Here is a 20,673-nt window from a genome sequence, read left to right on the forward strand (position 1 = left end):
ATGGTTATTAATAGTGGAGGGGAAATGAGACGCGGCGGTGGCCTGAAGCCCACCGCCGCGTCGCCAAGGGACCGCCCTCAGTCGTCGGACGTCATTTGAGCCTCATGCTTCTCATCTCCGTAGAGGTCGATGCCCGCCCCGGGGACGGCCCGGATGAGCTCGCGGGTGTAGTCCTGGCGCGGGTTGGCGAAAAGCTCGTCGGCCGCCCCGGACTCCACGATCCGCCCGTGCTCCATGACGACGACGTCGTCGGCGATCTGGCGCACGACGGCCAGGTCGTGGGTGATGAACAGGTAGGTCAGCTCCAGCTCGGCCTGCAGGTCGGACAGCAGGCGCAGGATCTGGGCCTGGACCAGCACGTCCAGGGCGGAGACCGCCTCGTCGAGGATGACGATCTGCGGCTTGAGGGCCAGGGCCCGGGCGATGGCGACGCGCTGACGCTGGCCGCCGGAGAGCTCGTGGGGGTAGCGGCGCATGACCGAGCGCGGCAGGGAGACCATGTCGAGCAGCTCGGCGACGCGAGCCTCGCGCTCCTTGGCGGTGCCGATCCCGTGGACCCGCAGCGGTTCCTCGACGACGCGGAAGATCGAGTACATCGGGTCCAGGGAGCCGTAGGGGTTCTGGAAGACCGGCTGCATGATGCGCCGCAGGGCGAAGAGCTCCTTGGGGCCCAGGGTGGACAGGTCCACCCCGTCGTGGAACACCTTGCCGGAGGTGGGGTCGATGAGGTTCAAGATGATGTTGGCGACCGTGGACTTGCCTGAGCCCGACTCACCCACGAGCGCGGTCGTCGTGCCCTTGCGGATGCCGAAGCTGACGTCGTCGACGGCGGTGAGGGTGTTGTCCTCACCGATGGGGCCGCGCACCTTGAAGACCTTGGTGAGGTGCTCCACGCGCAGGATCTCCTCGGTGGAGCTCGATCCCAGGCTGGCGCCCAGGAGCTCGTCCTCGGCGACTTGGATGCCGCGGGCGTGGGCGGACTCGATGCGCCGGGAGGCCAGGGAGGGGGCCGCCTTGACCAGGCGCTGGGTGTAGGGGTGGCGGGGGTCCTGGAGCACCTCGAGGCTGGGGCCGGACTCGACGACCCGGCCGCGGTGCATGACCACGATGTGCTCGGCCCTCTCAGCGGCCAGCCCCAGGTCGTGGGTGATGAAGAGCATCGCGGTGCCCAGCTCACGCACGAGGGTCTGAAGGTGGTCGAGGATGCGTCGCTGGACGGTGACGTCCAGGGCGCTGGTGGGTTCATCGGCGATGAGCAGGTCGGGGCGGGCGGCCAGTCCGATGGCGATGAGGGCGCGCTGGCGCATGCCGCCGGAGAACTCGTGGGGGTACTGCTTGGCCCTCCGGGAGGCCTCGGGCAGGCCGGCCTGCTCCAGCAGGAGGGCCACCTGCTCATTGACGTCGATGTGCCCACCGGGGGCGGACTGGTCGGTACCACCGGCATGCCCGGTGCGCTTGGCCATGAGGTGGGCGAGGCGGTCGTCGGCGACGCCGGCCAGCCCGTTGGCCCGCAGCGCCTCCTTGACCTGGAAGCCGATGGACCACACGGGGTTGAGGTTGGACATGGGGTCCTGGGGCACCAGGCCGATGGAGGAGCCGCGCAGGGCGGTGAGCTCCTGGGTGCCCAGGTGGGTGATGTCGCGGCCCTGGAAGCGGATCGTACCGCCGGTGACCCGACCGGTTCCGGGCAGCAGCCCGATGACGGCGTGGGCCAGGGTGGACTTGCCCGAGCCCGACTCCCCCACGATGGCCACGGACTGGCCGGGGTAGAGGGTCAGGTTCGCCTTGCGCACGGCCGGGACGAGCCCGGTCGAGGAGCGGAAGGCGACCTCCAGGTCGGTGATCTCCAGGAGGGGGTCGCGCTCGGCCTTCCAGGAGGCCGCGGGGGCGAAGGTCTTGTCGGAGGCGCCTGAGGCGGTGGATGCGTTGGAGGGTGTCACTTGCGGGCCTTCGGGTCCAGGGCGTCGCGGACGACGTCGCCGAGCATGATGAAGCCGAGCACGGTCAGGGCCAGTGCGCCGGCGGGGAAGAGCAGGACGCTGGGGTGGCTGTTGAGGGCGTCCTTGGCGGCCGCGATGTCCGCGCCCCAGGAGACGACCGAGGAGGGCAGTCCGATACCCAGAAAGCTCAAGGTGGCCTCCGAGACGATGAAGACGCCGAGCTCGACGGTGGCGGTCACGATGATGGGGGCGGCCGCGTTGGGCATGACGTGGCGCAGCAGCATGGCCATGCGTCCTGAGCCCAGCGCCCGCGAGGCCGTCACGTAGTCCTCGTTCTTGACGCTCATCACCGAGCCCCGCGTGATGCGGGCGATCTGGGGCCAGCCGAACAGGGCCAGAACCAGGATGACGGTGAGGATCGAGCGGTCGTTGCGGAACATCTGCATGACGACGATGGCCGCCAGGACGAAGGGCACGGCGAAGAAGATGTCGGTGACCCGCGAGAGCAGCGCGTCGAAGAACCCGCCGAAGAACCCGGCCAGGGCCCCGACGGCCGAGCCGACGAGGACCACGATGAGGGTGGTGAAGATGCCCACGCTCACCGAGGCCCGGGCCCCGTGGACGGTGCGGGTGAAGATGTCGCAGCCCTGGATGTCGAATCCGAAGGGGTGGCCCCAGGAGGGCCCCTGGTAGGAGTTGACCAGCGTGCAGTAGCCGGGGTCGCGCGGGGCGATGAGCCCGGGGACGAGGGAGAAGGCCACGGCCACGGCGATGAGCATCGAGGCCGCCCAGAAGATGGGCCGACGGCGCAGCTGCCTCCAGGCGTCGACCCAGACGGAGGCCGGAGCGGACTCGTCGGCGACGGCGTCGACGGCGCCCAGGCCGATCTCGTCGTCGGCGATGACGAAGCGCTCCTGGCCCGGACGGGTAGTGGGGGACGTGGTGTTCTCAGGCATAGCGGATCCTCGGGTCCAGGGCGGCGTAGAGCAGGTCCACCAGGAGGTTGGAGATGATGAAGACGAGCACGAGCACGGTGGTGAAGGACACGACCATGGGGCCGTCGCCGCGGATGATGGCGGAGTAGAGGGTGCCTCCCACGCCCTTGATGTTGAAGATGCCCTCGGTGACGATGGCGCCTCCCATGAGGGCCCCCAGGTCCGCGCCCAGGAAGGTGACGACCGGGACCAGGGAGTTGCGCAGGACGTGGACGATCATGACGCGGGCCCCGCTCAGGCCCTTGGCCCGGGCGGTGCGCACGTGGTCGGCGGTGAGGTTCTCGGCCACCTCGGTGCGGGTCAGGCGCAGCACGTAGGCGAAGGAGACGGCGCCCAGCACGACCGCGGGCATGAGGAGCTCGGTGAAACCGGGGCTCTCACCGGCGGTGACCGGCAGCCAGCCCAGGCGGACCCCAACGATGAACTGCAGGACGAAGCCGATGACGAAGGTGGGCACGGCGATGACCACCAGGGAGAGCACCAGGACGGTGGCGTCGAACCAGCCGCCCTTCCTCACCCCGGCGATGAGGCCGAAGCCGATGCCCGCGATGGCCTCGAAGGCCAGGGCCATGAGGGAGAGCTTGATGGTGATCGGGTAGGCCCGCACCAGCACGTCGAGGACGGACTCGGTCCCCCGCAGCGACTGGCCCAGGTCCAGGGTGAACAGTCCCTTGAGGTAGAGCAGGTACTGGACGATGAAGGGCTTGTCGAGGTGGTAGCTGGCCTTGATCTGGGCGATCACCTCGGGGCTGAGCGAGCGCTGGCCCCCGAGCGCGGCGATCGGGTCGCCCGGCAGGGCGAAGACCATGGCGTAGATGAGCAGCGTGGCCCCGAAGAACACCGGGATCATCTGCAGCAGTCTGCGTCCGACGTAGTCAAGCATGTCGTCTTCCTCCCTCAGAACTTGGAGATGGCCTCGGCCCGCGCCCACAGGCGTCTGGCCTCGTCCGGGTCGTAGGTGAGGACCTCGTTGCCCGGGACATCGGCGGTCCAGCCCACGACGGTGGGGGCGGTGAAGTCCTTGGCGGGCGTGCGGGTGCCGTAGTAGAGCTTGTCGCAGATGAGCTTGCGGTCGATGGCCCGGCAGATGGCGGCGCGGCGGGCGCGCCCCTCCTCGTCCATCTTCCAGTGCTCGTGGGTGACGTCGATGGCGATCCCCTGGAAGTAGGCAGCGGGCTTGTTGATGGCGCGCTCGCCCAGCTGCTTCTGGAAGATGGGCAGGAAGGAGTCGGGGACGGAGTCGGCGATGTCGATGGCATCGGCGAGCAGGTCGTTGTAGACCGAGTCGTAGCTCGTGTACAGCTTGAAGGTGACGCCCTTGTTCGCCACGGTGCGCCCGCCGGCGTAGGCGGGGTTGGGCTCCAGGACCATCCGGCTGTCGTGGTCCCAGGAGACGAGCCGGTAGGGGCCGTTGCCCACGGGCTTGTTGCCGTAGGCCTTGATGTCCTTGAAGGCGGATTCCGGCATCGGGTAGTAGGCGTAGTGGCCCAGGCTGATCTTGAAGTCCGACGCCGGGGCGTTCAGCTCGACGGTGAAGGTGAGGTCATTGACCTTGGTCAGCCCGGTCAGCTCGGAGTCCTCGTCGTAGGAGAAGCCCTTGATCCGCTCGAAGAAGGAGGAGCCGAGCTGGGCGTTGGACAGCAGAGCGCCGAACTTCCAGGCCTTGATGAAGGAGTCGGCGGTCACCGGGCTGCCGTCGGAGAAGGTCCAGCCCGGTTTGAGAGTGATCGTGAAGTGCTGGTTGTCCGTGGTCTCAATGGAAGAGGCCACTTCGTTGATGACGTTACCGTCCTTGTCGTAGCGGATCAGACCGGCATAGATCAGGTCGAGGACCCGCCCGCCGCCGAACTCGTTGGTGTTGGTGGGCAGCAGCGAGTTCTGGGGCTCGGTGTTGTTGGCCAGGATGACTCCGTCGTTGGCGCTGGAGCAGGCCTCCTCGTAGACCGGGACGGCCCTCCAGTCGAAGTCGACGTTGGACGCGTTGCGGGAGTAGCCGCCGAAGCCGTTCTGGTACCACAGCGGGATGCCGGGCAGGTCGGTGAGGAGCTGGGACTGGGCCTGGCGGAAATAGCCGTAGGCGGTCTGGGGGTCGGTGGCGGCCGCGGCCTGAGTCAGGAGGTCGTCGAAGGTCTTCGAGGAGTACTGGGCGTCGTTGGCGCTGGCGCCGGTCTGGAAGGTGGCGTTGAGGAAGTTCTCCAGCGAGGGGTAGTCCGCCGACCATCCGGAGCGAAAGGCGCCCAGGAGGGTGTGCTTGGTGATGGCCGAGCGCATCTCGGAGAACTGGGCCACCGGCAGGGGCTCCATGGTGATGCCCAGGACGTTGGACACCGAGTGGCACACGGCCTCGACCCAGGTCTTGTGGGGGCCGTCGGAGTTGTAGGCCAGGGTCAGCTTGCCGCTGCCGCTGCCCAGCCCGCCTCCTTCCGAACCCGATCCGCGCGAGCATCCTGAGACCAGGAGCAGGCCGAAGGCGGCCGCGCCGAGCCCGAAGCCACGGCGCGACACTGTCAGGGCGTTGTTCATGCAACCTCCATGGGGCATGGAACCGACTGGGATTCGTCACTGGGACAGAGGGTTACCGGCGCACTGAGGGGCTCAGGCGCCACCCATAGGCGGGCATATTACGCCCGCCATGGAAACAGGACCGACACGTGGAACCCGCGTCAAACCGTGAGAACCCGGTGGTCTCAGGCGTTCCAGGCCTGGGCAAGCAGCTCGTAGGAGCGGCGTCGCAGGGCCGGGTCGTGGGCGTAGGTGACCACGAGGATCTCGTCGAGGTCCCAGCGGGCGGCCTGCTCACGCAGGCGGGCGGCGACGTCGTCGGCCGTCCCGACGAAGGACAGGGACATGGCCGCCTCGACGGCGTTCTCCCTGCCGGGCGCGTAGGCGCGCCAGGCCCGGGGGTCCTGGCTGGGCGGGTCCAGCGGCCCGGGCCGGTTGCCGACGATGCGGGCGGCGGCGGCCATGGCGGTGCTGAACAGCAGGCGGGCCTCCTCCTGGCTGGGGGCCACCATGACGTTGACGGCGGCCGCGACCCGCGGAACGTCCGGCGCACCCTGGGGGCCGGGGGCGCCTTCCGCGCGGGACTCCAGGACGGAACGGTAGGTGGCGATCGCCGCCTCGGCCTGGACCGGGGCGAAGTGCGAGGCGACGGCGAAGGGCAGCCCGAGCCTGCCGGCCACGCGCGCCCCGTTGACGGAGGAGCCGAGCACCCACACGGTCGGGTGGGTGCCCTCCCCCGGGATGGCCCGCACCCGGGGGCCACCGGGCTCGGGGGCGTGGAGGGCGTCGTCGGAAGCACTGGATGCGCCCAGGAGGAGGGACCCGGGGAGCCGTTCCGGCACGGGCTCGTCACCGAGGTAGGTGAGGATCTCCAGGATCTCCTCGGCGAAGCGGCCCGGGTCGGAGGCTCCTCGGCGCAGTGCGGCGGCCGTGCGCTGGTCGGTGCCCGGGGCCCGCCCCAGCCCCAGGCCGACCCGTCCGGGGTAGAGGATGGCCAGGGTGCCGATCTGCTCGGCGACGACGAGCGGGGCGTGGTTGGGCAGCATGATCCCGCCGGAGGCGACGCCCAGGCGCTCGGTGGACGCCAGGACCTGCCCCATGAGGACGATGGTCGCCGAGGACAAGTAGGTGGTGGAGCCGTGGTGCTCAGCCAGCCAGTAGCGCTCGTAGCCGGCGGCGTCGGCGGCTCGAGCGAGGGCGATCATGTCGGTGAGGGCGTCGATACGGCTGCGCCCGGCGCTGACAGGGACCATGTCCATGACGGACAGGACGGGTACAGTCCGCCTTTCGGGCTGACTCATACGGGCACTCTAACCCGCTCCGACCACCCCGAAGCGGGCCTTGAGACCCGTGTGCCCCACCGAGCGCGGAGCTCGGCGGGGCACGGGGAGGGTCGGCCCCCTGCAGTCAGGGCGGTCAGCGAATTCGGTTGCGCACGGGCAGCAGGCCGGTGGCGACCACGGACTTGAGGACGTCTCCCACGATGAAGGGCACCAGCCCCAGGTCCAGGGCAGTGCTCCAGCTGGCGCCTGTGGCGACCTTCAGCCAGATGAGACCCGGAACGTAGACCGAGGCCGAGGCGAGCAGCATGAGGGCAACACCGGTGGCGACCCGGGTGGTCGCGGAGCCGGAGTGGCGCGACCACACGGCGGCGGCGCGTCCGGCGATGACGGCGATGAGGACGTAGCCGACGACGTAGCCGAAGGTCACGATGGTGCCGCCGCTCCAGCCGGCCAGGACCGGGGCCCCGACAGCGGCCAGGGCGCCCAGGAGCAGCGCGGACAGGGCGCCGCGGCGTGAGCCGAGCACGGCACCGACCCCCAGAGCGGCGAAGGTGCCCAGGGTGATCGGCACGGGAGTGAAGGGCAGGGGGATCGAGATCTGGCCGATGAGGGTCAGGGCGAGCGTTCCGGCCAGGATCAGCCCGGCCTCACGGACGTGGGCCAGTGCGGGACTGTGGGCGAGGCTGCCGGCAGCTGACGTGGAGGAGGGTTTGGTGACCATGACTCCACCCTACGGGGATCGCCGGCATGACGAACGACCGGTTCCCACCGAAGAGCCACCGCGCGACTTGTAGGTCTCCTACAAGGATGACGCGGATAATCGCCTGAGAATCCGCAATGACCCGTTGATTCTCACAGTTCGGGCAGGTGTCCGTCGATCCAGGTGAGGATGTCGCCGGTGACCTGGTCCCGGTTGGTCTCGTTGAGCAGCTCGTGGCGCCCGCCCGGGTAGAGGATGACGCAGACCTCCCGCACGCCGGCGCGGCGGTAGAGGGTGGCGGCCCGCTGGACGCCCCGCCCCATGGCCCCGACCGGGTCCCGGTCACCGGAGGCCAGGAGCATGGGCAGCCCCGCGGGGACCGCCGCGGCGTGGGAGGCGGTGTTGACGGCCTCCTGCCCTGAAATGATGTCGCGGTAGAAGCTCGGGGGGTAGGCGAATCCGCACCAGGGGTCGGCGACGTAGCGGTCAACCTCGTGAACGTCCCGGCTGATCCAGTCGGCCTTAGTGCGGTTGGGGGCGAAGTGGCGCTGGTAGGGGCCGAAGGCGAGCGCGTTGAGCAGCCGGGAGGGGCGGCGCGGGCCGCGCAGCCGGGACTCACCGGCGCAGATCGCTACAGCGGGGCCGGCTAGCGCGCCGATTCCCGCACCGGTCCCCAGCAGGATGAGGCCGGTCAGCTCGCCGCCGCGGCGCGCGGCCAGGTCGCGGGCCAGGAAGGAGCCCCAGGAGTGGCCCATGAGGAAGACCGGAACATCGGGCCAGGCCCGCCGGGCCGCATCCAGGACGGTGTCCATGTCGGCCACGACCCTGTCCCAGCCGTCTCGCTCGGCGATAAAACCGAAGCCGCCGGGGGCGGCGGTGGCCCCGTGGCCGCGGTGGTCCTCGGCCAGGACCGCATAGCCCTCCTCCACAGCGGAGGCGGCGAAGCGGGCGTAGCGCGAGGCGTGCTCGGCCATGCCGTGGGCGATGACGATGATGCCCCGGGGGCGGGCGGCGCCGGGTACCTGCGGGCGTAGCGCGGCCGGGGTGCGCGCTGGGGTACCGGCCTCGGGAGCGTCGGCCACCAGGAGGGAGCCGTCAATGAGCCACTCGGGGAGCCAGATGTGCACGACCAAGCGCGTTCCGTCGTCAGCCGTGAGCCGAGTAAGGCTGGTCTGCATCAAGTCCTCCTCAGGCAGCGTCGTCAATCGGCGTCAACGGGCGTCGGCCGTGCTCGGGTCGGCATCGGTCATCATTGATCGTGTCGACGGCTGACGGCGGTGACGTCGGGTTGGCGGGCTGGGTCCGAGATCTCCCGTCACCCCAGGGTGAAGCCTAGTTGTCCGACGTCGAGCCGGCAGCGTTACCACCGAGGTGATTCTCAGATGCCCCCGGCGGGCACGTGGCGAGCTGCCACAGACGGCCACTGATGACTGACAGCACCGGAGCATCGCCTACATTCCTGATGGTTTCATGAGTTCCTGTCGCCCGTATCCCGACAGTTCTCCCCACGCAGCCCGCCCTCCTCCTGCGGTGCGGCACCTGGGCTACGGTGGTCGCCATGGCCGCCCACTCCTTCACTCTTGTCCCCGCCGCCTACGTCTACCTCCTGCGCCCCGATCCGAGCGCCGCGGACCGGGACGCCGGGGCGGCGAGCAGCGAGACCCAGGTGCTCCTCCAGCTGCGGCGGGGCACCGGCTACATGGACGGGCACTGGGCCTGCGGCGCCTCGGGGCACGTCGAGGCCGCCGAGAGCGTCCTGGAGACGGCTCTGCGTGAGGCCGATGAGGAGCTGGGGATCGGCGTCGATGCGGAGGATTTGACGGCGCTGACGGCGATGCACCGCACCAACGACCTGGGCGGGGCGGCTCTGGAGCAGCGCATCGACCTGTTCTTCACGCTGCGGACCTGGGCGGGCACGCCGAGCGTGCGCGAACCGGCCAAGAACGCGGGGCTGCGCTGGTTCTCACTGGCCGGCCTGCCCGAGGCGGTTCCGCCTCACGAGCGCCACGTCCTGGAGCTGCTGGCCGCCTCCCTCGATGGGGGGAGGCCGGTGCCCCCGATCATCACCTTCGGCTTCGATGAGGGCCAGGACATCGCCCGCTACGGCGTCGCCCTGCCGCACTGAGCTCAGCCCGCCAGGAAGGCCTCGATGGCGGGCAGCTCGCGGCGGGCCTGGGCCAGGCCGGCCTCGAAGGCGGTGACGACGCGGTCGTAGCGCAGCTCGCCGTTGGCAATCGGCATGCGCTCGGGCCGGAAGAGGTAGACGCGCCCCCGGCTGCGCAGGTGCTCCAGCTCCTCGACGGTGCGGTTGTAGTTCTCGGGGCGGTCGACGACGGCCTGGACCAGGGCCGGGTAGCGGGCGTAGAGCCGCTGGAGGACCTCGATCTCGTGGCGTCGCATGGGCGGTTTGCGGTAGCCCTCGGGGCGGGTCATGACCACGAGCAGCTTGTCGTAGCCGTCGGCGCGGGCGGCGTCGATGGCGAAGCCGCCGGTGGGCCCGACGGCGCCGTCCACGTAGGGGGCGCCGTCGACCTCGACCATCGGCATGAGCACCGGCATCGACGACGACGCCCGGGCCCTTACCAGCAGGTCCTCCATGGTGGGCATGTCCTCCAGGCCCCAGTAGACCTCCTCGCTGGTGTCGCAGCGGAAGGCGCCCAGGCGCACCGTGGCCGGTGAGGCGGCGAAGGTCTCCCAGTCGAAGGGGATGGACTCGTCGGGTGCGGAGGTGTGCAGGTAGATGTGCTCGGAGTTGAAGTAGCCCTTGCCGGCCACGAAGCTGCCCCAGCCGCCGGCCTTGGGGTCGGTGGTCAGCCCCAGGTAGGCCTCGCGGGTGCGCCAGATGTCCCGGGAGACGAAGTTGCAGGTGTTGGTGCAGCCCGCGGAGATGCCCCCGACCCAGGGGAAGGAGAGCCCGGCCTCCAGCATGACGCGCACGAGGCCGGCCGTGTAGGCCCCGCGCATGCCGCCGCTCTCGAAGATGAGGGCGACGTCGTCGGGGCCGTGGGTGACGGGAGCGGGCCGGTGGCGAGGGTCGGAGACGGGGACGGGACGTTGGACAGGGCCGGAGACGGGGACGGGACGCGAGCTCACGCCTGGGAGCCTATGGGTTCCATTGAGTTCCATGGCGCGATCACACGGGTGATTCCCGCCCTATGTCGGCCGAGCGGCCGGGAGGGTAGCGTGAGGCCATGACTTCCTCCAGCGCGCTGCGCATTCTTGAGCCGATGACCATGCGTGGGCTGACCGCCCGCAATCGCCTGTGGCTGCCGCCGATGTGCATGTACTCGGTCGAGGCGCAGGACGGTGTCGTCACCGACTGGCACCTGGTTCACTACGCCAGTCGCGCGGTGGGGGGCTTTGGCACGGTCATCGTGGAGGCCACGGCGGTCACCCCGGAGGGGCGCCTGTCCCCCTACGACCTGGGGCTGTGGTCGGATGAGCAGGTCGCCGGCCAGCGCCGCCTGGTGGAGGCGATCCACGCCGGCGGGGCCCTGGCCGGCATCCAGATCGGGCACGGCGGGCGCAAGTCGGGGACTCCCCCGTGGCGCCCCAAGGTGGAGGGCGCGCGCACCGGCACCCTGGAGGGCTGGGAGCTGCTGGCCCCCAGCGCGATCCCCTTCCCCAAGCACGCGGTTCCCAGTGAGCTGGACGAGGCCGGGATCGGTCGGATCGTGGAGGCCTTCGCGGCGGCCGCGCGGCGCGCCGTCGAGGCAGGGTACGACGTCGTCGAGATCCATGGCGCCCACGGCTACCTCATCCACGAGTTCCGCTCTGCTCTGTCCAACCAGCGCACCGATTCCTACGGCGGCAGCGTCGAGAACCGGCAGCGCTTCCCGCTTGAGGTGGTGCGGGCCGTGCGCGAGGCCATCGGCTCGGAGACGGTGCTCGATATCCGCCTGTCGGCCTCGGACTGGGCCGAGGGCGGTGTCACCGGTGAGGAGACCGCCGCTTTCAGCCGTGAGCTGGTGGAGGCCGGTGTTGATGTCCTGCACGTCTCCAGCGGCGGGAACGTCCCGGCCGCGGTGCCGGTGGGGCCCGGCTACCAGCTGCCGCTGGCCGAGCAGGTCAAGCAGGCCGTGGCCGGAAGCGGGGTCCCGGTGGTGGGTGTGGGTCTCATCGAGGCGGCGGCCCAGGCCGAGCAGGCGCTCATCGCCGGGCAGGCCGACGCGATCGCCGTGGGGCGGGCGGCCATGCGCGATCCGTACCTGCCGCTGCGCTGGGCGGCGGACCTGGGGGCGCGCTCCTGGGACGAGGCCCCCTGGCCCATCCAGTACTGGCGCGGCACCTGGAGCTGAGCGAGTCCTCGGACCGCCCGACACTAGTACTATCTCTTGGGAAGTCCTCAGTCGCATGCGACGTATCCATCTTCTGGAGGTAGATCCTTGGGCAGCAGCGATTCGACGGTTCCCAGCACGCAGAGGCACCGCGGGGACGTGTACTCCTCGCAGTGCCCGTGCCGCGATCTTCTGGAGGTCGTGGCCAACAAGTGGTCCGCGCTGGCCATCGGCGCACTGGCCGAGGGACCGTTGCGCTTCGGGGAGCTGCAACGGCGCCTTCAAGGAATCTCGCCGAAGGTACTGACCGCTACGCTGCGCCGGTTGGAGGACCATGGGCTCGTGCACCGAGAGATGATCCCGGAGGTTCCTCTTCACGTGGAGTACTCCCTGACGGAGATCGGCCGGAGCGCCGTCGAACCGGTATTCGCGCTTCGGGAATGGGCCGAGTCCCGATACGCGCATGCGCTGACTCACGCGAGGTCGACGCCGTAGGTCGCGTGTCGACGTGAAGACGACGCCCAGAGCAATGCCCCGGGGAATCGCCACTGCGCACAGTTCGTCGGGAACGCACCTGAGCCGTCGACATCGGACTCCGATGGTGCTGCGGGCCTACGGCACGCCCACGAGTCCCTGGGCATTCGGACGTCGTCACGGCTGACGCACCAGCACCCCACTATCTTTTTGATAGTAGGGGTCATTGCGGGTAACCACTTTCTTCCGACTACGGTCTGTGCTCGTTGACGGTGCACTTCCGTCGAACCTGACACAAGCCGATGAACAAGGAGAGTAAGGAGCTATCGATGCCCTCAAGCAGCCCCGACACCCAACGCACCATGACCGCTGTCGTCACTCGATCCGGTGGCTCAGTGGACATCCCGGATGTCCTGGTCGATGCCACCGTCCCCGCCCCGGCGGCTCCCACTGGCCACGACATCCTCGTGGAGGTTAAGGCACTGTCCGTCAACCCCGTTGACGTCAAAGTGCGCGCCGCCCTCAACCACGCCGGCGGTGAGGAACGCATCCTGGGATGGGATGCAGCGGGGACGGTCATCGCGGTCGGCAAGCAGACCACTCTCTTCCAGCCCGGCGACGACGTCTACTACGCCGGAGCACTGGAGCGTCCCGGCTCCTACGGACAGCTGCAGCTCGTGGACGAACGCATCGTTGGACCGAAGCCGAGCTCGTTGGACTACGCGAGTGCAGCGGCACTGCCCCTGACCTCCCTCACCGCGTGGGAGGCGCTTTTCGACAAGCTCCACCTGAGCAGGGACTCCGCAGGCACGATCCTTGTGCTGGGAGCCGCCGGAGGGGTGGGATCCATGGTGATCCAGCTGACCAAGGCCCTCACTGATGTCTCCGTCATCGCCACTGCCTCACGTGAGGAGTCCCGCGACTGGGTCCGGTCACTGGGTGCCGACGCCGTGGTGGACCACTTCGCCGAGGACCTCGCACAGCAGGTTCTCGCCATCGCACCGGACGGCGTCGACTACGTCTTCACCCCGCAGAGCCGAGGGCGCGTGCCGCTGCTGACCACGGTGGTTCGTCCTTTCGGGGAGATCGTCGCCATCGACGACGAGCGAGACCTGGACCTGTACGCGCTCAAGGACAAGGCCATCTCATGGCACTGGGAGTTCATGTTCGCCCGCCCCAGGCACGGCTACGATCTGATCACCCAGCACCACATCCTCTCCACCATCGCCGAGCTCATCGACAGCGGAAGAATCCGTGGCACTGCGTCCCAGACGCTCACGCCTCGCAATGCTGCGCAGATACGGTCAGCTCACCGCCTCATCGAGAGCGGGCGCGCAGTGGGGAAGATCGTCGTGACCGACGCCGGCTGAGTCGACCGGATCGGGACCGAAGCGGGCCCCGATCGCCGGACGCGGCGGGCTATCCGACGGCGTCGAGGTAGAGCCAGCGGCCGGCGCGGCGGGTGAAGCGGGAGCGCTCGCGCAGGGCGTCGTCCACCACTCCCCCGCGCCCGTCGCCGCTGCGGTAGGTGGCGGTGAACTCCACGATGCCGGTCTCGTCGTCCGGCCCGCCGTCGACGGTCTCGTGGATGGTCAGTCCCGTCCACCGGGTCCCGGGGTGGCAGTAGGGCCCCTCGGGGCGGGTGCGCGGGTGCCAGGTGCGGAAGAGGTAGTCCTCGTCGCCGACGACGAAGGCCGTGTAGCGCGAGCGCATGAGGGCCTGGGCGGTGGGCGCCGGGGCGCCGTCGTGGAGCGGCTCGCAGCACTGGGCGTAGGTGCGCCCGCTGCCGCAGGGGCAGGGGTTGGCGCCGTGCACTCCGGCGGCGCGGATCGGCGAGTCCGGCCGGTCTCTGCGGCCGGCCCGCTCCCCCGCCACGCTCAGGCCCCCTGCCAGTAGGCGTGCAGGGCCTGGGCGAGCCAGGGGCCGTCCTGGACGCCGCACATCTCGCGGGCCGAGTGCATGCTCAGCAGGGGCACGCCGACGTCGACCGTGGTGATGCCGAGGCGGGTGGCGGTGATGGGGCCGATGGTGGAGCCGCAGGGCACAGTATTGTTGGAGACGAAGTCCTGGCTGGGGACGCCCGCCGCCGTGCAGGCACGCGCCCAGATCGCGGCGCCCGCGGCGTCGGTGGCGTAACGCTGCTGGGCGTTGATCTTGAGCAGGGGGCCGTGGTTGATGAGCGGCTGGACGGCCGGGTCGTGCAGGTGGGCGTAGGAGGGGTGGACGGAGTGCCCGGCGTCGGCGCTCACGCAGGTCGAGCGGGCCAGGAGGGCATCGAGGCCGTCACCACTGGCCCCCAGGGCCCGGGCCAGGCGCCGCAGGAGAGTCTCGAGGAAGGGGCCGCCCGCCCCGGAGCGGGTGTCCGAACCGACCTCCTCGTGGTCGAAGGCCACCAGGATGATGGGGTCGGCGGGCTCGGCGAGCTCGGTCCCAGCGGCCGCGAGCGCCTCGAGGGCGACCAGTCCGGCGTGGACGGAGGAGAGGTTGTCCAGGCGGGAGGAGGCCAGGAACTCGCCGTCGCGGCCGAAGCGGGCGGGCGCCTGGGTGGGGTAGGTCAGGACGTCGTGGCCGGCGAGCTCGGCCGGGTCGATGCCGGCGATCTCGCACAGGTGGGTCTCGACGGCGTCGGGGGCGGCGTCGGGTGCGGCCAGTGACCACAGGGGCAGCAGGTGGGTCTGGCGGTCCAGGTGGAGGGTGTCGTTGACGCTGCGGTCCAGGTGCGGGGCGATCTGGGCCACGCGGGCGATGGGGCCGGTGCGCACGAGGTGGACGGCGCCATCGCGGGTGGTCAGGCGTCCGGCCAGGCCCAGCTCGCGGTCGAGGAAGGAGGCGAGCAGGGGTCCGCCGTAGACCTCGGCGTTGATGAGCTGCCAGCCGGAGCGGACGAGGGCGGCGGCGGGCTTGAGCTTGAGGGCCGGGGAGTCGGTGTGGGCGCCGACGATGCGCAGCCCCGCCCCGGGGGTGAGTGCCTCGGGCAGCGCCCAGGCGGCGATGGCGCCGTCGCGGATGACGTAGCCGCGGCGCGCCAGGCCCTCCTCCCAGGTGACGGTCTCGTCGGCGCGGGTGAAGCCGGCCCCCTCCAGGCGGCGGGCGACCTCGGCGGCGGCGTGGTAGGAGCTGGGCGAGGCCGTGACGAAGTCGATGAGCGAGTCGGTGTAGGCGTTCTCGTCGCGCAGGATCGCGGCGGCGTCACGGGTGGGGGCGCTGGCGGCATCAGTCATGGCCCCAGTCTTCCACCGGTGCGCCCCGCGCCCGGCCTATCTCCCGACCGAGACCCTCCGCGAGGTAGGGCAGAATCGGGGTGTGAGCATCTCTCAGCCGGTCATCCCGCCCGCCTCGTCCACGCCCGTGCGCGCCGTCCTGCTCGATGCCGACGGCGTTCTTCAGCTCATCGGCACCCCGTGGGGCGAGGCGCTGACCCGCGGCGGCGGACCCACCTTCGCCCAGGCCATGATCGATGGTGAGACCGACGCCCTGGCGGGCCGGGAGACCCTGACCGAGCTGCTGGAGCGGGTGGTGGAGAGCCTGGGGCTGGAGCTGCGCGCATCGGACCTGTTGGAGATGTGGCACCGGGCCACGCCCGACCCTGTGGCCTGGCAGCTGGTGAGGGACCTGCGCGAGGCGGGTTACACCACGGTCCTGGCCACCAATCAGCAGTGGGAGCGTCGGGCCTGGATGCGCGAGCAGCTGGGCTATGACGGCCTGTGCGACATCGACGGTTACTCCTGCACGCTGGGGGTGGCCAAGCCGGATGCCGCCTACTTCCGCCGGCTGCTGGAGCTCGCAGGGGTGGAGGCGGACCAGGCCCTGTTCGTCGATGACAGCGCCACCAACATCGCCGCGGCCCGTGAGGTGGGCTTGCGCACTATCCACCACCCGGCCGATGCCGGCGGCGAACTGCTGCGCCGCGAGGTCGTCCAGGCCCTGGTACAGGCCGCGTCCCCCCTGCAAGGATGAGCCCGGTAGGCCTCATTCTCTCGAGACTTGCCTGACCGGCGCCCGCAGGGAAGACTCCTGCTGACAGCAGTCACCAGGAAAGGACGGCTCATGGCAGGAACGACGACGGACGACCAGGCCCCCGAGACCACAGCTACCGCTACTGCACCCCCCGCCTCGGCGACGTCCTCCGCCCAGTCACCGGCCTCCGCCGCCGCGGCCCGCCGGGCTCCGGAGGTCTTCCTGCGCCTCATCACGGCGATCCACTCCGTCCTGCCGGGCTTCGTGCGCAGCCGGCTGCCGGTGACCTTCATCGGCTACGCGATCATCAACGGCTCCGCCTTCTTCCTGGACATCACCTGCCTGTGGGTGTTCTACAACCACCTCCACTGGTTCTACCCGCTGGCGGTCACGGTCGGCTACGTCATCGCGGCCGTCTACTCCTTCCTGCTCAACCGGTGGCTGAACTTCCAGGCCCACGGGCACGTCGTCGAGCAGGGGGCGGGCTACACGGCCGGGGTCATCAGCCAGTACGTCATCTTCATCCTGGGCCTGTCCTCGCTGCTGCACTGGTTCGGGGTCAACGCCGAGCTGGCGCGCGTCATCTCGGCCTGCTGCGAGGGCATCTACCTCTACGTGTTCATCCGGCTGTGGGTGTTCCGCGGGGTGCCGGAGCCCGAGAGGCAACGCCGGTAGGTACCCGATCGGGGACGTACTTCTCCGACGAGGACTGCGTTGTCCCCCAGATGACTGGGGTCCGACCTCAGTCACCTGCGGGAGAAGTACGTTCTGGACGGGAAACACAGTCCCCGATTCAGCGTGTCATGGCTTCTGAGACGCTCGCTCGGGCCAAAGTCCAGGGCTGGGCGTCCTGGCGACAATGGCGGGCTGATGGAGGGGGCCTGGCGGGTCGCCGGTGTCCCTGTGCGGAGTGGCACTCCGACGCCGCGCCCTCACCAGGAGGCGCGGGTCGTCTCGGTGGGGCCGTCGAGCTCGGTGAACCCGGCGTCGGTGACGCTCACGGGCCGGGTGGTGGTCTCCCACTGCTCCCGGCTGGGCACGACGACGCGCACCCGGTAGCCGTCGTCGGCCCAGGCCCGCCTCAGGGCGGGCGGCATGGCGCTGCTCTCCCAGGCCAGCTGGGCGGCGTGGCCGCACTGGGCGGCCAGCTTGCCCGAGGTCATCTCGTGCAGGGGCGTGACTTCGATCGTCACCAGGGCCCCGGTGGAGGCCGACGCCGCCGTGAGCGCGATCTCCTCTGCGGCGGCCGGGTCCTTGGCGGCGCGGGCGGTGATCTCGGCGGGCGGCGGGGGCAGCTCGTCGCCGGGTGGGAAGTGGGTGCCCTCCACCTGGGTCTTGGCCAGGGCCCCGGGCAGGGGACGCACCGGACCGGGGACGAAGGCGCGGGCGGCCGCCTGCCCCCAGCCGGCGGGGCCGTCCTGGGTGACGGTGACGCCGTCGATGTCCTGGACCTCCTCCCAGCGCTTGCCGCGGGCTCGGCGCACGAGCTTGCGGATGCGCCCGTCGCGCCAGTAGTCGACGGCCGGGTTCCACGGCCCACCGGGGGCGGCGGCGGGTGAGGCCAGGAGAGAGACGACGGCGCGGGCGGCGGCCTCGGCGACGTCGATCCGCCGGGGAGGGTGGACCTTGTCGTAGCGCACGGCGATCTGCATGCCCCAGGGCACGGCGTGGTCCGGGTTCCCGGACAGAGAGGGCAGGGGCGATGACGGCAGGGACGGCGAGGACGGCGATGCGGAGTGCGGCACGGGCAAGAGCCTACGGGGTCGCGATCGACCGCGTCAGGTCCCGCCTGCCCCCGGCTCCTGTGGGACGGCTGGAGCCGCAGGGACGTTCGAGGAGAACGATTGACCACTACCTTTCCCACCAAACGGCGGATAATCGAGATGCGAAGATCCTCCTGAGGCAGGAGACGAATCCAGCGGCGAGTCGTTTAGGTTGCCGCCATGCGACCACCTGTTCCAACCACCGTCCTCGACCCTTCTGGCCTGACGCCGCCGGCCATGCCGCCCTCCCACCCGCGGATGTTCAACGGCGCGACCGTTCACGGCTTCAGGGGAATCCGTCAGCTGCGTCACCCTGCCGAGATCCCGCTCCTGATCGCGACCAGCCTGGCGACTGCACTGGCCTACCTGGCGTGGATCGCCCTGGTGATCTGGCTGGTCACCGTGCCTGAACCGACCGGCCCGGAGGCTCAGGTTCGCGACTTCTTCCTCAACGAGAAGGGCAGCGGCGCGCAGTTCCTCCTGCTGGTGCCCATCATCCCGATCATCCTGTGGGTGGCGCGCGCGATGACGTATGCCAAGCTCCGTGCGACCGCGGTCCAGATGAGTCCCACCCAGTTCCCGGAGGGCTACCGGATGGTTGTCGAGGCGGCCCGGCAGTTCGGCCTGCGCCGGGTGCCCGACGCCTACGTGACCATGGGCAACGGTCAGATCAACGCCTTCGCAGCCGGCCACGGCTACCGGCGTTTCGTGGTCGTCTACTCCGACATGTTCGAGATCGGCGGTCGGGCCCGCGACCCCGAGGCGCTGCGCTTCGTGATCGGGCACGAGGTCGGGCACCTCGCCGCGGGTCACATCTCCATGCTGCGCCTGCTGTTCGTCACTCTCGGCCTCAACGTCCCGCTTCTGGGCAAAGCGCTGGTTCGGGCCCAGGAGTACACGGCGGACAACCACGGCTACGCCTACGCTCCTCAGGGGGTCCCCGGTGTCATGGGGGTGCTCTCCGGAGGCAAGTACCTGGGGGCCGAGGTCAACACCCACGCCCTGGCGGATCGCGCCACGCGGGAGAAGGGGCTGTGGCTCCACATGACCGTCTGGCGGTCCACGCACCCGGTCATCACCTGGCGCGCCCACGCCCTGCGCGACCGCAGCTGTCCGGGGCGGATCATGATCCGCCCGCCGGAGTCCACCGCCTGGTTCCCGCCGTCGGCTCCCAGCGGCAGCGGGTGGTCCGGTTCCTGGCCGACGCCGGAGCAGATGCTCGCGGCGCTGGACTCCACCTCCTCGAGTGTGCCCAGTGAGGAGCAGTTCGGCCGCTACCCCGGCGTGGCCTACGACCTCCCTCGCGACGAGCTGCGCTGGGCCTCCCCCGTTCCCGTCCCCGTTCCGGTGGGAGCCGCGACTCTCGGGCAGGACGCCTTCGCAGCCCCCTCGGGCGTGACCGGTTCCGTCGGGCCGCAGCAGCCCGGCCCCTACGGGTACGCCCCAACAACGCCCCCTGTGCAGGACCAACGCGTGGACACCTCGGGGACAGCACCCACCGAGGCAACGACTCAGGAGACTCCCCACTCCGAGACCGACCAGTACTGATCCCGGTCGGTCAAGGCGAGCCCGCCTCAGCACCCGGGCATCTCCGGGTGGTGGATGACGGCTGGACGGCTGACCAGTACACCCCATGACCGGGACAACACCTGAGGAAAATCAATGCAAAAGGAATGCCTATGCGTTTAAAATGTACTCGAAAATAACATCATTAGCCCCTTGAGAAAAGGAGACACCCAACCTCGGGAATACAGAACAAAGTCCGCGAATGGGTTCTCAGAATACTCTCAGGTACATTGAAGTGCTCCCTCAGGAGCAGTGGGTTACATAGTGACTGCCGCCGGACGGAACCGGTCGCGAGGGTTGGGGAGCCCAATGACCGATCGGATTTCGAGGCCGCTCGAGTTGATAGGGAGCTCGGCGTTAGCCGCTCTGGCGAAGGAGGGTTGAGTCCCCTCTGGAATATGGGATCCAGAGGCGATGCCACCCTCAACGACAGGGGCCTGTGGGGCTCGGAGAAGTCCGAGACCCACAGGCCACGTCATTATTGCCCTCCCACGAGGCTCCAGCACCAGGCAGAACCTTTTCCCGCCCTCGTCCATCACGTCGGCATCTCAATAAAGCGCCGCTCCCGGATTGTTGCTGAATCCTCAGAAGAAGGCCGACGCCGATCACGACGACGGCGAGGTCGACTCACCGGCCCTACTCCACGATGTGTTGTCTCATGACTTCTGAGACACCGGTTGGGTGGGTCTGCCGAATGGGGAGGGCTGCTGCTTGGGCCTGTCGGAGGGGGCCGGCCCGGTCACTGTGGTGGCTGCCCGGCGTCGTCTAGATGCACTGCACGAGGGCGGGGTGCTCCTGGAGGAGGGCTGGGGGTACTGCGGGTAGGTGGGGTCTTCGTGCAGTACGCACAACCCTCGGTCAGTAGATCCCGACCCTCGTGGAGCAGACCGACTCGAGGCGAGACTCAAGGCAGAGCTGGCGTCGAACCATGGCCTCCAGGCCCCAGCGCACACGGCGGTCAGGGGGCGGTGGAGGAGGACCTGTGACGGAGGCGCCGGGCTCTGCCGTAAGAACCCCGGGCTCGCTCCTGCGCGGCCCGGTGTCCACAGCGCTGACATGAACAAGCCTGCCGTCGAAGCACCCAGCGGGGATCGTTGGAATACTGCGGTTCTTCCTCGGCGTGCAGCGCCGATGCAGGGTTGATGTCAGCGCTGTGGACACCAGCGACCTGCCAGACCTCTCCCCCTCGACCCGCCCTCGTAGAGCAGGTCGGCCC

General features: G+C 69.8%; 18 protein-coding genes. 7 read left to right on the forward strand and 11 right to left on the reverse strand.

Going from position 1 to position 20,673, the window contains the following annotated elements:
- Positions 1-77: 77 nt before the first annotated feature.
- The 7 genes from BKH20_RS12275 to BKH20_RS12305 all read right to left on the reverse strand — a co-directional run bounded on the left by BKH20_RS12275 (position 78) and on the right by BKH20_RS12305 (position 8,598).
- Positions 78-1,940 (reverse strand): dipeptide ABC transporter ATP-binding protein, encoded by a 1,863-nt coding sequence (locus tag BKH20_RS12275; RefSeq protein ID WP_075391285.1) that lies wholly within the window; start codon positions 1,938-1,940, stop codon positions 78-80.
- The gene (locus BKH20_RS12280; protein ID WP_075391286.1) at positions 1,937-2,896 is read right to left on the reverse strand and encodes an ABC transporter permease; all 960 of its coding nucleotides are present in this window, start codon (positions 2,894-2,896) and stop codon (positions 1,937-1,939) included. Before BKH20_RS12280 ends, BKH20_RS12275 begins: the two co-directional genes overlap by 4 nt.
- Entirely contained in the window at positions 2,889-3,818 is a 930-nt protein-coding gene (locus tag BKH20_RS12285; RefSeq protein WP_075248361.1) for an ABC transporter permease, read from the reverse strand. Before BKH20_RS12285 ends, BKH20_RS12280 begins: the two co-directional genes overlap by 8 nt.
- A gap of 14 nt (positions 3,819-3,832) precedes the next feature.
- The gene (locus BKH20_RS12290) at positions 3,833-5,458 is read right to left on the reverse strand and encodes an ABC transporter substrate-binding protein (protein ID WP_075391287.1); all 1,626 of its coding nucleotides are present in this window, start codon (positions 5,456-5,458) and stop codon (positions 3,833-3,835) included.
- Between the two features lie 164 nt (positions 5,459-5,622).
- Positions 5,623-6,738 (reverse strand): LLM class flavin-dependent oxidoreductase, encoded by a 1,116-nt coding sequence (locus BKH20_RS12295; RefSeq protein ID WP_075391288.1) that lies wholly within the window; start codon positions 6,736-6,738, stop codon positions 5,623-5,625.
- Positions 6,739-6,853: 115 nt separating this feature from the next.
- Complete coding sequence (locus BKH20_RS12300) at positions 6,854-7,441, reverse strand: biotin transporter BioY (RefSeq protein ID WP_075391289.1); 588 nt, start codon at positions 7,439-7,441, stop codon at positions 6,854-6,856.
- Between the two features lie 131 nt (positions 7,442-7,572).
- Positions 7,573-8,598, reverse strand: coding sequence for an alpha/beta hydrolase (locus BKH20_RS12305; RefSeq protein WP_075391290.1), 1,026 nt, complete (start codon positions 8,596-8,598; stop codon positions 7,573-7,575).
- Between the two features lie 380 nt (positions 8,599-8,978).
- Here BKH20_RS12305 and BKH20_RS12310 point away from each other — a divergent pair, with 380 nt between their 5' ends.
- A complete protein-coding gene (locus BKH20_RS12310; RefSeq protein WP_075391291.1) occupies positions 8,979-9,545 on the forward strand; it encodes an NUDIX domain-containing protein in 567 nt (188 codons plus the stop codon).
- A gap of 2 nt (positions 9,546-9,547) precedes the next feature.
- Here the strand turns inward: BKH20_RS12310 and BKH20_RS12315 are convergent, their stop codons facing one another.
- Complete coding sequence (locus tag BKH20_RS12315) at positions 9,548-10,513, reverse strand: patatin-like phospholipase family protein (RefSeq protein WP_075391292.1); 966 nt, start codon at positions 10,511-10,513, stop codon at positions 9,548-9,550.
- Positions 10,514-10,611: 98 nt separating this feature from the next.
- Here BKH20_RS12315 and BKH20_RS12320 point away from each other — a divergent pair, with 98 nt between their 5' ends.
- From BKH20_RS12320 to BKH20_RS12330, 3 genes are all read left to right on the forward strand, one after another.
- The gene (locus BKH20_RS12320; protein ID WP_075391293.1) at positions 10,612-11,718 is read left to right on the forward strand and encodes an oxidoreductase; all 1,107 of its coding nucleotides are present in this window, start codon (positions 10,612-10,614) and stop codon (positions 11,716-11,718) included.
- A gap of 87 nt (positions 11,719-11,805) precedes the next feature.
- Positions 11,806-12,192, forward strand: a complete 387-nt coding sequence (locus BKH20_RS12325) for a winged helix-turn-helix transcriptional regulator (protein WP_256693176.1) — start codon at positions 11,806-11,808, stop codon at positions 12,190-12,192.
- A 308-nt stretch (positions 12,193-12,500) separates the two neighbouring features.
- Positions 12,501-13,541, forward strand: coding sequence for a zinc-binding alcohol dehydrogenase family protein (locus BKH20_RS12330; protein WP_075391294.1), 1,041 nt, complete (start codon positions 12,501-12,503; stop codon positions 13,539-13,541).
- 49 nt (positions 13,542-13,590) lie between these two features.
- Here the strand turns inward: BKH20_RS12330 and BKH20_RS12335 are convergent, their stop codons facing one another.
- Both BKH20_RS12335 and BKH20_RS12340 read right to left on the reverse strand, forming a co-directional pair.
- The gene (locus BKH20_RS12335) at positions 13,591-14,046 is read right to left on the reverse strand and encodes a YchJ family protein (RefSeq protein WP_075391295.1); all 456 of its coding nucleotides are present in this window, start codon (positions 14,044-14,046) and stop codon (positions 13,591-13,593) included.
- Between the two features lie 2 nt (positions 14,047-14,048).
- A complete protein-coding gene (locus BKH20_RS12340) occupies positions 14,049-15,392 on the reverse strand; it encodes a M18 family aminopeptidase (protein WP_075391296.1) in 1,344 nt (447 codons plus the stop codon).
- Positions 15,393-15,474: 82 nt separating this feature from the next.
- On the opposite strand from BKH20_RS12340, the gene BKH20_RS12345 reads away from it, so the two are divergent.
- Positions 15,475-16,128: an HAD family hydrolase gene (locus BKH20_RS12345; RefSeq protein ID WP_075391297.1), complete on the forward strand. Its 654-nt coding sequence runs from the start codon at positions 15,475-15,477 to the stop codon at positions 16,126-16,128.
- Positions 16,129-16,218: 90 nt separating this feature from the next.
- The gene (locus BKH20_RS12350; RefSeq protein ID WP_075391298.1) at positions 16,219-16,803 is read left to right on the forward strand and encodes a GtrA family protein; all 585 of its coding nucleotides are present in this window, start codon (positions 16,219-16,221) and stop codon (positions 16,801-16,803) included.
- A gap of 257 nt (positions 16,804-17,060) precedes the next feature.
- Here the strand turns inward: BKH20_RS12350 and BKH20_RS12355 are convergent, their stop codons facing one another.
- Positions 17,061-17,873 carry a peptidyl-tRNA hydrolase gene (locus BKH20_RS12355; RefSeq protein ID WP_430793399.1) on the reverse strand — a complete coding sequence of 271 codons (813 nt, stop codon included), beginning with the start codon at positions 17,871-17,873 and terminating at the stop codon, positions 17,061-17,063.
- A gap of 276 nt (positions 17,874-18,149) precedes the next feature.
- Here BKH20_RS12355 and BKH20_RS12360 point away from each other — a divergent pair, with 276 nt between their 5' ends.
- Positions 18,150-19,439, forward strand: a complete 1,290-nt coding sequence (locus BKH20_RS12360) for a M48 family metallopeptidase (RefSeq protein ID WP_075391299.1) — start codon at positions 18,150-18,152, stop codon at positions 19,437-19,439.
- Positions 19,440-20,673 lie beyond the last annotated feature (1,234 nt).

The organism is Actinomyces oris (assembly GCF_001937445.1).
GTDB lineage: Bacteria > Actinomycetota > Actinomycetes > Actinomycetales > Actinomycetaceae > Actinomyces > Actinomyces acetigenes.